Consider the following 15,068-nt stretch of genomic DNA (forward strand, 5'->3'; position numbering starts at 1 on the left):
AGAATGAAAAAGAGTGCCTTAGTGCACTCTTTTTTCAGTTTAGGAGGAAAAGTTTTATGGTGGAAGGATTTAATCCTGTAAGATATTCTGTTATTAAAGAGAAGAATCCAAGAGAAATAGTAATGCTTGTAGGTGATGGATGTAAATGGCGAAAATGCAGATTTTGTGATTATCATTTAGATAGTAGTTTGGATATTGAAAACAACTATAAAATAAACAAAGAAGCATTAGGTCACATAACAGGAATTTACAAAAAACTAGAGGTCATTAATTCAGGGAGCTTTGTGGATTTAGATGATAAAACCATAAAGTTAATAAAGGATATCTGTTTAGATAAAGGGATTAATGAGGTGCATTTTGAATGCCATTATATGCATAAAGATGACATTGAAAAGTTTAAAAAGGATTTTTCACATCTTGGAATTACCGTACTTATAAAATTAGGATTAGAAACCTTTGATTACAAATTACGTGAGGAAGTGCTGGTAAAAGGAATTGAAGAAAAGAATCCTGAGGTTATTGCTAAATATTTTGACGAGATAAATCTTTTGCAGGGAATAAAGGGACAAAATGCAGATTCAATGATACGGGACATTGAAATGGGGCTTAAGTATTTTAAAAGAGTGTGTGTAAACATTATGGTGGAAAATGCCATGCCTATAAAACCGGACAAAAAAGTAATTAATGAATTTATTAAAGAGGTATATCCAAAATACATAGACAATGAAAGAGTGGATATCCTTCTTAATAATACGGATTTTGGTGTGGGAGAAAACAAATAGAATAAAAAGACATATGCCGGCTATGCAAAGAAATTGATGCAATAGCTGTAAAAGACAAAAAACAGGAGGATAAGTATTATGTCAAATGAAGTTTTATTAGTATTATCAATATTTATTATTTATGGAAGTGTTATTGCTTTCTTTAAACTTTTTGGAAAGCAGGGACTTTACTGCTTTACGGTGTTAGCTACAATTGCTGCTAACATAGAAGTTTTAATTGTTATTGTTGCCTTTGGAATGGAAATGACTTTGGGAAATGTTTTGTTTGCATCAACGTTTCTTGTTACGGATATTATAAGTGAATTATATGGTAAAAAAGAGTCAAGAAAAGCTGTACATATAGGAATTGCAACATCTGTTACATTTATTATTCTTTCCCAGTGGTGGCTTTTATACACACCATCTTCTACGGACATAATGATGGGAGCAATGAAAACTATTTTTTCAAATACTCCAAGAATTATGATTGCCAGTATGTTAGTGTATGCAATAGTTCAGGAATTTGATGTGTGGGCATACCATAAAATATGGAGTTTTACAGAAAAACGCTCCAACAGCAAAAGAGATTTTTTGTGGCTTAGAAATAACGGTTCCACTATGGTATCCCAATTCTTAAATGATTTATTATTTACCTTTGCTTCATTTTGGGGAATTTATAGCATAAAGACCCTTTGGAGCATTGTAATATCAAGCTATATTATATTTATTGTAACCAGTTTAGCAGATACTCCATTTGTTTATTTAGCAAGAAAAATTAAGGAAAAAGATGATTTAAAAGCCCAAATACAGTAAATCTTCACTATTGCAATTCTAAAGGCATTTGTATATAATAAAATTTAGCGTAACTTTAACACACTAAAGAATTAAACGAAATAAGTTACATAAGTATTTGAGAAAACTATAAAAAGAGAAGGAATTAAAAAATGGAGAATACTCTTGAAATCAGATGGCACGGACGTGGAGGTCAGGGTGCTAAAACAGCAGCGCTTCTTTTGGCAGAAGTGGCTTTTAAAACAGGAAAGAATGCCCAGGGTTTTCCTGAGTATGGCCCGGAAAGAATGGGAGCACCTATTACTGCATATGACAGAATAAGTGATAAACCTATCAGGGTTCATTCTAATATTTATGATCCGCAGTTTGTAGTAGTTGTTGATGAAACACTTATTGAAATAGTGGATGTAACAGCCGGACTTAGAGAAGATGGTGCTATTATTATTAATACGGCAAAGAGTAAGGAAGAAATCATCCCACATTTAAGAGGATACAAAGGAAAAGTATATACAATTGATGCAAGACAGATTGCAATGGATACTCTTGGCAAAAACTTCCCAAACACACCTATGCTTGCTGCAATAGTTAAAGTAACAGGTGTTATTGATGACGAAACATTCCTTAACGAAATGGAAGGCTCATTTAGGCATAAATTTGCTAAAAAGCCGGAAGTGGTAAAGGGAAATATGGAAGCATTAAGAATTGCGTTAAGGGAGGTTAAGTAGATGGCTAAGACAGATATTACCAAATTAGCTCAGGATGTTGCATGGCAGGATGTAACAAGAGGAAATACAATTGTGGGATGTGGAACTACAAGAGAATTTGTAACAGGTGACTGGACTAACGTAGCTCCTGTAGTTGATGAAGAAAAATGCAAGCAGTGTCTTTTATGCGTGCCGGTTTGCCCTGACAGTGCAATTCCTGTAAAAGATTATAAAAGACAGGCTATAGATTACGATCATTGCAAGGGATGTGGCATTTGTGTAAAGGCATGCCCTTTTAATGCAATTAAGATGGAGGTGAAATAGGATGCCAAAGAGAGTTTTAATGTCAGGAAATGAGGCTGTAGCTACAGCCCTCAGACAAATTAATCCGGATGTATTTCCAATGTTTCCTATTACACCGTCAACGGAAATACCACAGTATTTTTCAAATTATGTATCTAACGGATTAGTAGATACGGAATTTATCACTGTAGAATCAGAACATAGTTCCATGAGTGCGGCATTAGGAGCGGCAGCTGCCGGAGCAAGAGCCGTTACTGCTACATCTTCAGCAGGACTTGCATTTATGTGGGAGGTATTAGGTGTTGCGGCTTCCAGCAGAATGCCTATAGCATTAGCGGCAGTGGCAAGAGCTCTTACAGGACCTCTTAATATTAACTGTGACCATTCAGACACCATGGGTGCAAGAGATTCAGGATGGATACAGTTATATGCCGAGGATAATCAGGAGGCTTATGATAACATGGTTATGGCATATAATATAGCAGAACACCCGGATGTTATGCTTCCTATTATGATATGTCAGGATGGTTTTATAACCAGTCACGCAGTTATGAACATGCAGCTTTTAGATGACCTTACGGTAAAAGAATTTGTGGGAGAAAGACAGCCGGTAGACTATCTTTTAAATCCGGATGAAACTTTTGCTGTGGGACCTTATGCTGTATCCGATTACTATATGGAATCAAGAAAAGCACAGGCTCACGCAATGGAAAATGCTAAGAAGGTTATTTTAGATGTTGCAAAAAAATTTGAAAAAATATCAGGACGTAAGTACGGATTGATTGAAGAATACAAGATGCAAGATGCTGAATATGCAGTGGTTATCATCGGTTCAGCAGCTGGAACTACTAAAGATGCAATAGACAGAATGAGAGCTAATGGTGATAAGGTAGGACTTATAAAGGTTCGTTCTTTCAGACCGTTTCCGGGAGAAGAAATTGCAGCATCATTAAAGAAATGCAAGGCAGTAGCTGTTATGGACAGAAGCGAGGCATTTTCTACAAACGGTGGTCCTTTAGGTGCTGAAACAATGCAGGCTATGTACACGGGAAAATGTGATGCTCTTGCCATTGATATTATGTATGGTATTGGTGGGCGTGATGTAAGAGTGGAAGATATGATAAATGTTTATGAAACATTAAAGGATATAGCAAAAACAGGTGAGACAGGTCCTACATACAGATATATGGGATTACGTGATAAGGAGGCAAAATAATGGGTTACAATTTTAAGGAAACAATGAATAAACCGGAACGTTTTGCTCCCGGTCATAGAATGTGTGCAGGTTGTGGAGCCACAATTTGTGCAAGAAATGTTCTTCGTGGACTTCACGAAGGAGATAAAGCTGTTATAGGATGTGCAACAGGGTGCTTAAATGTTTCATCTTTCCAGTACCCATACGTGGCATGGGAAGACAGCTATATACATAGTGCTTTTGAAAATGCAAGCTCTACCATGAGTGGTGTTGAAGGGGCATACAAGGCATTAAAAAGAAAAGGAAAACTCAAGGAAGATTACAAGTTTATCTGCTTTGGCGGTGATGGTGGAACATACGATATAGGTATTCAGTCATTATCAGGAGCAATGGAACGTGGAACTAACTATACATATGTATGTTATGACAACGGTGCTTATATGAATACAGGAACCCAGCGTTCATCTGCCACGCCTATGTATGCAGATACAACTACAACTCCTGTAGGAAGTAAATGCAACGGAAAAGAGCAGTATAGAAAGGATTTGGCAGCAATTTTAGCAGCCCATGACATTCCATATGTGGCACAGACTACATTCTTTAACGGATTTAAGGATTTACATACAAAGGCAGAAAGAGCCATTTATACTGAAGGCCCTGCATTTTTAAATGTATGTTCACCATGTCCTACAGGATGGAAGTACAAGACAGATGAAATAATGGATATTTGCAAAAAAGCTGTTGAAACTAATTACTGGCCTTTGTTTGAAGTAGTTGAGGGTAAATGGATACTTAACTATGAGCCAAAGAACAGACTTCCAATTGAAGAGTTTTTGAAAACTCAGGGAAGATTTAAGCATCTTTTTAAACCTGAAAATGAACATCTGATAGAAAAGTATCAGAAGGAGGTTGACAGAAGATGGGAAGATTTACTGTTTAAATGCAGCAGATAATTAAAGGATAGCAATATGGAATTTGAATATAACAGAGACAAAAAATCACTGATTAACGTGATGAAAAGTAAGGCTGAAAAGAAAAATCTTAAAGTTGGTTTAGAAAATGATAAGATAAGCATCACCTTAGAGCAGGGAAAGTTTAATAATGGGGAAGATGCGATTCCCGTGACCTTTAAAGGAAAACTGGCGGATAAAAGTGACAAATGCATTATATCAGGAAAATTCACCTATGGATTTTATTTGTATGGACTGGTATTTTTTGCAGCTATTCTTATTGTTGCGAGATTTGTTGCTTCGGCAATGCAAAAGCAGACGGATAACATAATTTTGTGTCTGGTGGTAACTGTTTTACTTGCTATAGTGATTGTGGTAGTTAATTTTAAATCCAAAAAGGGAAAAGCAGTTATTGAAGAATACTTAAAGAATTTAAATGTCAGATAGTTTATTGGAAAAAATATTCTAAAAGGCTTATATATTAAGATATTTCATGGAATACCTTGACAATATTTTCACATTAAACTATGATACATAATATGTTACCAAAGGAGGTAGTTCTATTTTGACTACCTCCTTTTATTTTTTTATTTCAAAAAAGGGAGAAAAAATATATGAGTTTTGCAGAAATAATTTCAGCTATTGACGATTTTGTGTGGGGACCGGTGATGTTAATATTGCTGGTTGGAACAGGAGTATTTCTTACAGTAAGATTAAAGTTCAGACCTTGGAGAAATTTAGGGTATGCATTGAAAAGCACATTAAGTAAGGAAGCAAGAACTACAAGTAGGGGAGAAGGTGATGTATCACCATTTTCAGCACTTACTACAGCCTTGGCGGCAACCATTGGAACAGGAAACATAGTAGGAGTGGCTACGGCTATGGTGGCAGGTGGTCCCGGAGCATTGGTATGGATGTGGATATCAGCCTGCTTTGGATTAACATCAAAATTTAGTGAATGTATGCTTGCCATAAAATATCGTGAAGTCAACGAAAAAGGCGAAATGTCCGGTGGTCCTATGTACACAATGAAAAAGGGCTTTAAAAACAAAAAACTAGGAGCATTTCTGGGAATGCTTTTTGCAGTGTTTGCAGTAATAGCATCCTTTGGTATCGGTAACATGACACAGGCTAACTCCATTGCGGAGTCAGTACATGACACCTTTGGAGTATCAACTACCATAGTAGGTGTTATTCTTACAATTCTTGCTCTTGTAATTATTGTAGGAGGAATCAAGACAATTTCAAAGGTGTCATCAGTTGTTGTGCCTTTTATGGCTATTTTCTATGTAATAGCAGGATTGATTGTTATTATATTAAATATACAAAATGTTCCGGCAGGGGTTGCCATGATATTTAAAATGGCATTTAGCTTTAATGCAGTGGGAGGTGGACTTTGCGGAGCTATAACAGCGGCAATGATGAATGCCATGCGTTACGGTGTTGCCCGTGGAGTTTTCTCAAATGAGGCAGGAATGGGTTCAGCAGCCATAACAGCAGCAGCAGCCACCACAGATGATCCTGTACGTCAGGGATATATTAACATGACAGGTACATTTTGGGATACCATTGTAGTATGTACCATAACAGGACTTTGCATAGCTTCATCAGGAGTGCTTGGTATGACAGATACCACTATTAAGGGAACATATGATGTGGAGTCAAATAACATTGCAGTGGTAGCTCATGATAACGACAAAAAGGATGCAAATGTTAATTATGCATATGAACTTAAAAATTCAAATTTAATATTAAAATATGTTGATGATAATAACAAAGAAAATACCATAGAGCTTACATATTCAGAGAAGGATAAGCAGCCTTCGGTTATAGATGGAACATGGAACGACGCAGCAGGCAATGAGTACATATTTGAGGGTGGTAAATATGAATATAAGGAAGTGGTAAAGGGAGCAGCTCTTACCATTGCAGCATTTTCATCTGTTCTTGGAAAATTAGGAGGATATTTAGTAACCATAGGAATAGTTTTATTTGCATTTTCCACCATACTTGGTTGGGAATATCATGGTGAAAAGGCTTTTGAATATATTTTCAATACTCACAAATTTAACATGGTGTACAGAATAGTGTTCTCACTGGTGGTATTTGTGGGCGCAACCACGGCTTTGGATGTGGTATGGAATTTCTCAGATATAGCTAATGCATTAATGGCAATTCCAAACCTTATATGCCTCCTTGCATTAAGTGGGGTAATAGCTAAAGAGGTGGAAAGATTCCAGCCTGAGGTTGACAAGGCAAAAAGAAAAAATAAATAGTGCGACATATACTTTTTATAGACAAAAAAGGGTATTAAAATAGTGAAATTACAAAGTTAAAGTTACTGTTTTAATACCCTTTTTAATAATAACGTTTCAGTATATAAAGTGCATAAAAAAGCCGTAAAATATTGTGATATTTTCCTATATCAAACAAATTGACATTGTAAAATTACAATGTTAATATTTATTGTATAAGTAGTTTAACGTTTAACTGGAAGGAGGGTAGAAGGTAAATATAAAGATAAATAATTTGAAAGGGATATTTATAATATCAACAGGTAAATAAAATGAAATTGAGAAGAATAATTGCTTTTGTAATGGCAATAGCCATGACATTGCAAGTGGGGATTTATGAAAACACTACAAGGGTAGACGCAGCCACATCAGGGGAGGCAATATCTGTATTTTATGATACATACACAGATAAGGCTATGTATGATCCCGGAGATACCGTTAAGATTACAGTTAATGTAAATAACAAATCTGAAAGCAAAATCAAAAGTCTGGAATTGCAGGCTATGCATTTAAATAAAAAAGTTGGAGATAAAATTGTGACTGATTGCAATATTGAGGCGAAGGCAAAAAGCACAAGAATTCTTAAATGGACAGCACCGGATAATGATTTTCAGGGATATATGCTGGAAATTGTAGCAAAGGACGAAAACGGAACTGTTATAGATGAAGAAAGTGTAGGCGTAGACGTTTCTTCAGACTGGAGAAAGTTCCCAAGATACGGATACCTTTGTGATTTCAGTGAAAATGCAAAAACATATGGAAAAGTTGAACAGTTAAGTAAATATCATATCAACGTAATAGAATACTATGACTGGCATCATTTACATCACCAGCCGTTAGCACCTAAGGAACAGCTTGATTCAGGAGTATATCAGGACTGGGCAGGACGTAACATATATGTTAATACCATTAAAAATTATATTAAGAGTTCTAAATCAAAGAATATGGCATGTATGGCATATGATATGATATATGCAGGAACAGATGATTTTGTTGCCGGTGATAACAATGAACACAAAAACTGGCAGGTATTTTTTAAAGATGACAATAATAGAGGAACAGGAGCTTTCTGTTACAAGATGGGAGATTCACCTACAGGTAACGGAACTCTCTATTTTATGAATCCTCTTAATAAGGATTGGCAAAATTACATATTTAATGAATATAAGAAAGTTTTTGAATATTTTGACTTTGACGGATGGCATGGAGATACTGTAGGAGACTGGGGGGACATGGTAACTGCCGACGGACAGCCTCTTGGCTATACAGATGACGGACAGCCGATATATGTAATAGCAGATACATATAAAGAATTTTTAGATGCAGCAAAAGCGGCATTAGGAGATAAGTGTATTTCATTTAACCCGGTAGGCGCAAAGGGAATTATTCAGGCAAATACAAGTGCAGTAGATGCTCTTTACACAGAATTCTGGCCATGGGATACAGACAGAAACGGAAATACATATGATACATATAACTCTCTTGTAACTGAAGTGGAAAACTCCATGAAAGACAGCAACGGAAAGTCTTTGGCAGTTAAGTCATACATCAACAGAAATGCTACAGACGGTCATATGAACACACCGGCTGTTATGCTGGTAAATGCAGCTGTTTTTGCAGCAGGTGGTAACAGAGTTGAATTAGGAAATGGAAATAACATTCTTCATGAGGAATATTATCCACATGATGGAGTAACAATGACAAACGACTTAAGCAGCAGAATGAGAAATATTTATGATTTTGCTGTTGCTTATGAAAATATTTTACGTGACGGACAGACAGCAACAGATAATAAGGTTTCCATATCAGATTATGCTACAAGTACAGAGGGCGAATCAGACAAGATCTGGACTTATACAAAAAAAGGAAACGGATATCAGATGCTCCATTTAATAAATCTTCTGGGAACAGATAATAAATGGAGAGATGAAGACAGAACTAAAGCAACACCTACAAAGGTAGAAAATTTAAAGGTTAAATATTACTATTCAGATGAAGTAAATTCACTTTATCTTGCATCTCCGGATAAAAATGGTGGAATGACTGAAAGTGTGGCATTTACAAAGGGTGAGGATAGTGATGGAAAGTATATTGAGTTTGCAGTTCCATCTCTTGAATACTGGGATATGTTATATATGTCATCAGATGAACCAACACAGTTAAATGAGAGAACAAACCTTGAAAAATCATACACATTTGAAGGTGAAGATTATTATAAAGAAAAATTAGCAGAAGGTCAGGCAGATTTACAGCCGGGAGAATCATTCTCATTTACAATGCCTGAAAACATTGTAAAGGGCAAATACGAAGTAAGTGTTGTTTCTTGTGGTAACCGTACCAAAATTGGTGTGGCAGTGGGAGACAATGATGCAGCTTACATAGTAAGAAACGGCAACGGATTTGGTATGAACCAGATGACTACTGACAAATTATCCTCTACTATTTCCTTATCAGGAGGAGAGAAAATAACGATTTCAGATAATCCTGATGATGGAAGCGGTTACGGATGGGTTGACAAGATTATTGTTAAATTAGTTAAAACTGATGAAGCTGAATATACAAAGACATATGAGTATCCGGAAGGCATTATTTACAGAATGGAAGCAGAAGACGGAACACTTAAGGATGTGGGCGGAAATGATAAGCCACAGGTGGTATCTGAGGAAAATGCTTCTGAAGGAAAATATGTAAATAACATTGGACTTAATCAGGGAAGTGTAAGCATGGTTGTTCCGGAAGGCGTGGAAAAAGGTACATACGATCTTGTATTAAGCTATTCCAGTGGAACATCAGGTCAGGTTAATATTTGGGTAAATAACAGATGCTATAAGATGAACTATACAAAGACCAATGACTATTGGGGATTTGTTCCAAGTGTACAGGGTATTGGAAGTATTCCTGTTAAGCCGGGAGATGTAATAAAGGTTCAGGATGCATTAGACAGTTGCTGGATATGGTTAGATTATATTTATCTGGCAGAGCCTGGTACATATGAAAAAGCTGACTATGAAAGAAATTATAGCGCAGATGTTAAAATTGACGGTTTACAGATAAGCACAACTGTGGAAGGATACAGAACAGTATATACATTAGATGATCCTGACAGTGAAGTGGCAAAAGTGGGAATGATATACGGATTGGCAGATTATGTAAGTGAAGATGATTTAGAAGTTGGAAGTACCAATGCATATGTAAAGGAAAGCAAGGCAACAGAAAATGGAATATTATCTTCTGCTGATTCATCTACAAAATATGTCATGACTATGGAGTTTGTAAAGAACGCAGAGTTTTTCAATGTCAAGATATGCGAGAGAGCATATGCAAAGTTAAATGATGGAACAGTTATTTACAGTGATGCATTAAATTTCTCAGTATATGATTTAGCTGAAAATCTTTACAGAAATAATAAAATGAAAAATAAGGCTGCTCATGATTATTTATATGACACAATAATAAGTGCAGTAAATCCGGCGTATACAAAGATAGATTTTAACATTGGTAATTCATTAGTAAAACCGGAATAGATTTTATATTAAAGAGAGGTTATCACATTGTGGTAGCCTCTTTTTCTATTGGTAAATATTTGGCAATATGGTATGATACATTTGTGATACAAAGAAGTTACAAAATATAAAGGTAACAGATAATTTGTATTTTTTGAGGGATAAAAATGATTGAAATTTTAATAGCAGAAGATGATGAAATAATTGCAAATCTTATAAAGGTAAATTTAGTAAAGGCTGGTTATTCCTGCACCTGTGCATACAATGGAAGGGATGCTGCGAAAATGATGGACACGGTAAAATTTGATTTGTGTCTGTTTGACATAATGCTTCCTGAAATAGATGGATATGACCTGTTAGAATATGCCAAAACCATGGATTACCCTGTGATTTTCATTACGGCAATGGGAAGCACGGATAATAAGGTAAAGGGACTAAAGTTAGGGGCAGATGATTACATAACCAAACCCTTTGAAATAGTTGAAATGCTTGCAAGAGTGGAAAGTGTATTGAGACGTTATAGGAAGGCGGAAAATCTTATAGTGGAAGAGGATGTAACCATTGACTTAGCTTCTATGGAAGTGAAAAAAAACGGAAAGCAGGTTATGCTTACACTTAAGGAATTTAATTTATTAGTATTATTAGTGAGAAATAAAAACGTGGCTTTGTACAGGGAAGTTATATATGAAAATGTATGGGGAAGTGATTATATGGGAGATAGCAGAACTGTTGACCTTCATATTCAAAGAGTGCGGAAAAAGTTAGGGTGGGAGAAAAAAATAGAATCAGTATATAAAGTAGGATATAGATTAAAGGGCTAGACATGAAAATTTTTTGGAAAATATTTTTATCTATTTTAAGCATTGTAACGGTAATGTACCTTGTTTTTGGAGGTGCATTACTTTATGCGTCTTTTAATAATTCATTAAACAGGGAAATTCAAAGAGAAGTAAGCGAAAATAAAATGTTTATGAATATGCTTAAAACGTCTTTAAGTGTATCTGTGGAGGATGATAACAGGTTAGAGGAAAATGTTATAAAAACCACGGAATCTGTACGAAACAGTTTGGGACAAAACAGATACAATATCAAATTATGTAATTCCAAGGGAGTGGAAAAGTACAGGGGAAGCACCATAGAAAGTTTTATTTCCGTTAAGGAAATGAATAAAAAAAACAGTGCTTATGTTATAAAGCTTGCAGATGATAATGAACATTATATTGAAAATATGAACAAAATAGTTGTATACGGAAAAACTTATTATGTAAGCAGCATAAAAAATATACAGTACATATATGAAGATAGAAATACATTATATAACAGATACAGGCTTATGGTAATTATGGCATTTGTTGTGTCAGGAATATTGTCTTATTTAATTTCTAAAAGGATAACAAAACCTATAGTTGAATTATCAAAAATTACTGAGAAAATGGCATCAGGAGATTACGGCGCAAGGGCAAAGGGAAAACAGACGGGAGAGGTTGGAGTTTTAATTAACAGCTTTAACAGTATGGCAGATATTTTAAAAGAGAATATAGAAGAATTAGAGGACAGTGCCAGAAAACAGGAAGATTTTACTGCAAGTTTTGCTCATGAATTAAAAACACCTCTTACAGCCATTGTAGGATATTCAGATATGATTCGTTCAATGGATTTAAGTGAAAAAGAAATTAAGGAATATTCCAATTATATTTTCTCTCAGGGAAAAAGATTAGAAAAACTGTCCTTTTCACTGATGGATTTAATATCTCTTGACAAGCAGAATATCAGCTTTGAAAAGGTGAATATGAAGCGTCTTCTTAAACAGGTAGGAGAAATGGCAAAACCTAATCTTATACAAAAAAGAATAAAGTTTAAGATTAAAGCTGAAGAGGGCAAGGTATATGGAAATGAAGAATTGCTTATATCACTGATAAATAACATAGTGGATAATGCCAGAAAGGCTGTGGATATAGGTGGGGCAATTCTTATTACGGGACAGGCATCAGGCAATGAATATATGGTAACCGTTCAGGATAACGGATGTGGAATGGAACCGGAGGAACTTAGAAAAATAACAGAGGCATTTTATATGGTGGATAAATCAAGAGCAAGAAAAGAGGGAGGCGCAGGCATTGGAATGGCTTTGTGCAAGAAGATTGTTTCCATACACCATGGGAAATGGAAAATAGGCAGTAAACCGGGGGTAGGCACAAATGTATATGTGATACTACCTATGGATAATAAACAGTTAGCAGGAGAAGGCTATGAAAATTAAAAAAACGATATTAGCGATTATGGGAATCGTGGTTATAATTGCATTAGCCATGATTTTGCCGATAATTTTAAATGAAGTGACAAATAAAAGTAATGTAGGAAAAATAAGCTACAATGATGAAACGGCTTATGAGGTGACTACAGGAGAAACTAAGTCTACTGAGGAAAAGCTTGAAATATTAGGGGATGTTTTAAGTGGTAAGTCAAATGCCCAGGTTATAAATGTAATATTTAATTCGGAAAATAAGAAACTTAAAAGTGTTGAAAAAAGTATTAACAATGAATATAAGAAATGGCTTCAGATTGAAAAGAAATTGTTTGGGGAAAAATATAATGATTTGCTTTTTGATGGACAGCTGTACTTTAATGATATTCAATTATACACAATATACGATATGGGAATATCTTATTATGTTTGTGATGTTGTTGTATACAATAAAGAAAATGGACTTAAAAACCCATTACAAATATATGTGGATAGTGATACCATGAAAATATATCTTGTAACCTGTAAAGATGTTGAGATATTTGAAAAAATGGCAGTACAGGTTTATGAAGGAAAAGACAATTTGTCATTAGCTATTATACAGTCTAAAATAATAGATTCTCTTGCAGATTATTATGGCATAGAAAAAAAGTCAAAAATGCAAAATGTGAAAACAGATGAGGGAATAGGGGTGAATCTGATAAATGATGTGTTGTGGCAGATTCATTCGGGAATTGACGGAACATCAGTAAATATAGGAATAAGTGAGTTTGAGGAGTTTACATATTATAATAACAATTTTCAGAAAAACGATATAAAAACTGACGTGAAATCAGGAACCATTAGTTGATAATGGGTAAAAAAGACGATATACTATCATAATGAGTGTTTGAAATTCAAACATAAAAGTATGTTGGAGGCATTTATGAAACCTGTTGAAATAAAGGAATTGTATGATAATACAGAAAAATATATTGACAAAGAAGTTGAAACATGCGGATGGGTAAGAAGTATAAGGGATTCTAAAACCTTCGGATTTATAACAGTAAATGATGGTACATTCTTTAAACCCATACAGGTGGTTTACAGTGATAAACTTAATAATTTCTCAGAAATATCAAAAACAAATATTGGAGCGGCACTTATTATAAAGGGAAAATTAGTTGCCACACCTAATGCAAAACAGCCTTTTGAAATTCAGGCAGAGGAGGTAATAATCGAGGGGGAAAGTACCGGTGATTATCCTCTGCAAAAGAAAAGACATAGTTTTGAATATCTTAGAACAATATCCCATTTAAGACCAAGAACAAATACATTTCAGGCAGTTTTCAGAGTGCGCTCCCTTTGTGCCTATGCCATTCACAAATTCTTTCAGGAACAGGGATTTGTATATGTTCATACTCCCCTTATTACAGGAAGCGACTGCGAAGGGGCAGGGGAAATGTTTCAGGTTACTACTCTGAATTTAAATAATGTTCCAAAGGATGAAGAGGGGAATACGGATTATTCAAAAGACTTTTTTTCAAAGCCAACTAATCTTACAGTATCAGGACAGCTTAATGGGGAAACATATGCTATGGCATTTAAAAAGATTTATACCTTTGGACCAACATTTAGGGCAGAAAATTCTAACACTACAAGACATGCAGCAGAGTTTTGGATGATTGAGCCGGAAATAGCTTTTGCAGATTTAGAAGATGATATGGAATTAGCAGAGGCTATGATAAAATTCATAATAAAATATGTGTTAGAAAATGCACCGGAGGAAATGGATTTCTTTAACAGCTTTGTTGATAAGGGACTTTTAGACAGATTAAATCATGTGGTAAATTCAGATTTTGGCAGAGTAACATATACGGAGGCCATAGATATTTTAAAACAGCATAATGATGAATTTGAGTATAAGGTAGAATGGGGATGTGACCTTCAAACGGAGCATGAGCGTTATCTTACGGAAAAGATATTTAAAAGACCGGTGTTTGTAACGGATTATCCAAAGGAAATAAAGGCATTTTACATGAAGTTAAATGATGACGGAAAAACCGTGGCAGCTATGGACTGTCTGGTGCCGGGAATCGGAGAAATAATCGGTGGAAGCCAGCGTGAGGAAAAAGAAGACGTATTAAGGAAAAGAATGAAGGAGTTAGGACTTAATGAAAAGGACTATGAATTTTATCTTGACTTAAGAAAATACGGTACTGCAAGACATGCCGGCTTTGGATTGGGATTTGAGAGAATGATTATGTATCTTACGGGAATGGGCAATATAAGAGATGTAATTCCCTTCCCAAGAACGGTTAATAATTGTGAACTATAGAGAA

The 15,068-nt window shown here is 35.2% G+C and carries 13 protein-coding genes; all 13 read left to right on the forward strand.

From position 1 onward, the window contains the following. Window positions 1-56: 56 nt before the first annotated feature. The 13 genes from H8S00_RS09025 (at window position 57) to asnS (ending at window position 15,064) form a co-directional block, all read left to right on the forward strand. Window positions 57-782 (forward strand): radical SAM domain protein, encoded by a 726-nt coding sequence (locus H8S00_RS09025; RefSeq protein WP_021952254.1) that lies wholly within the window; start codon window positions 57-59, stop codon window positions 780-782. A gap of 78 nt (window positions 783-860) precedes the next feature. Next, entirely contained in the window at window positions 861-1,574 is a 714-nt protein-coding gene (locus H8S00_RS09030) for a queuosine precursor transporter (protein ID WP_118589400.1), read from the forward strand. A gap of 131 nt (window positions 1,575-1,705) precedes the next feature. Beyond that, window positions 1,706-2,278, forward strand: coding sequence for a 2-oxoacid:acceptor oxidoreductase subunit gamma family protein (locus tag H8S00_RS09035; protein WP_021952256.1), 573 nt, complete (start codon window positions 1,706-1,708; stop codon window positions 2,276-2,278). Then, entirely contained in the window at window positions 2,279-2,581 is a 303-nt protein-coding gene (locus tag H8S00_RS09040) for a 4Fe-4S binding protein (protein WP_021952257.1), read from the forward strand. A 1-nt stretch (window position 2,582) separates the two neighbouring features. Continuing rightward, window positions 2,583-3,776, forward strand: coding sequence for a pyruvate ferredoxin oxidoreductase (porA, locus tag H8S00_RS09045; protein WP_118589399.1), 1,194 nt, complete (start codon window positions 2,583-2,585; stop codon window positions 3,774-3,776). Continuing rightward, window positions 3,776-4,708: a thiamine pyrophosphate-dependent enzyme gene (locus H8S00_RS09050; RefSeq protein WP_021952259.1), complete on the forward strand. Its 933-nt coding sequence runs from the start codon at window positions 3,776-3,778 to the stop codon at window positions 4,706-4,708. The genes porA and H8S00_RS09050 overlap by 1 nt, the downstream gene beginning before the upstream one ends. A gap of 15 nt (window positions 4,709-4,723) precedes the next feature. After that, the gene (locus H8S00_RS09055) at window positions 4,724-5,152 is read left to right on the forward strand and encodes a hypothetical protein (protein ID WP_021952260.1); all 429 of its coding nucleotides are present in this window, start codon (window positions 4,724-4,726) and stop codon (window positions 5,150-5,152) included. A 167-nt stretch (window positions 5,153-5,319) separates the two neighbouring features. Then, window positions 5,320-6,981, forward strand: a complete 1,662-nt coding sequence (locus H8S00_RS09060; protein ID WP_021952261.1) for an alanine/glycine:cation symporter family protein — start codon at window positions 5,320-5,322, stop codon at window positions 6,979-6,981. Window positions 6,982-7,271: 290 nt separating this feature from the next. Further along, complete coding sequence (locus H8S00_RS09065) at window positions 7,272-10,523, forward strand: glycoside hydrolase family 66 protein (RefSeq protein ID WP_186840442.1); 3,252 nt, start codon at window positions 7,272-7,274, stop codon at window positions 10,521-10,523. A 146-nt stretch (window positions 10,524-10,669) separates the two neighbouring features. Beyond that, window positions 10,670-11,323, forward strand: coding sequence for a response regulator transcription factor (locus H8S00_RS09070; protein WP_021952263.1), 654 nt, complete (start codon window positions 10,670-10,672; stop codon window positions 11,321-11,323). A gap of 2 nt (window positions 11,324-11,325) precedes the next feature. Then, complete coding sequence (locus H8S00_RS09075) at window positions 11,326-12,762, forward strand: sensor histidine kinase (protein ID WP_021952264.1); 1,437 nt, start codon at window positions 11,326-11,328, stop codon at window positions 12,760-12,762. Next, window positions 12,752-13,597, forward strand: coding sequence for a hypothetical protein (locus H8S00_RS09080; RefSeq protein WP_118589397.1), 846 nt, complete (start codon window positions 12,752-12,754; stop codon window positions 13,595-13,597). The genes H8S00_RS09075 and H8S00_RS09080 overlap by 11 nt, the downstream gene beginning before the upstream one ends. Window positions 13,598-13,672: 75 nt before the next feature. Continuing rightward, entirely contained in the window at window positions 13,673-15,064 is a 1,392-nt protein-coding gene (gene asnS / locus H8S00_RS09085) for an asparagine--tRNA ligase (protein ID WP_021952266.1), read from the forward strand. The last annotated feature ends 4 nt before the right edge of the window (window positions 15,065-15,068 follow it).

Origin of the sequence: Eubacterium segne, from assembly GCF_014287775.1 — a bacterium.
Lineage (GTDB): Bacteria > Bacillota > Clostridia > Lachnospirales > Lachnospiraceae > Eubacterium_G > Eubacterium_G segne.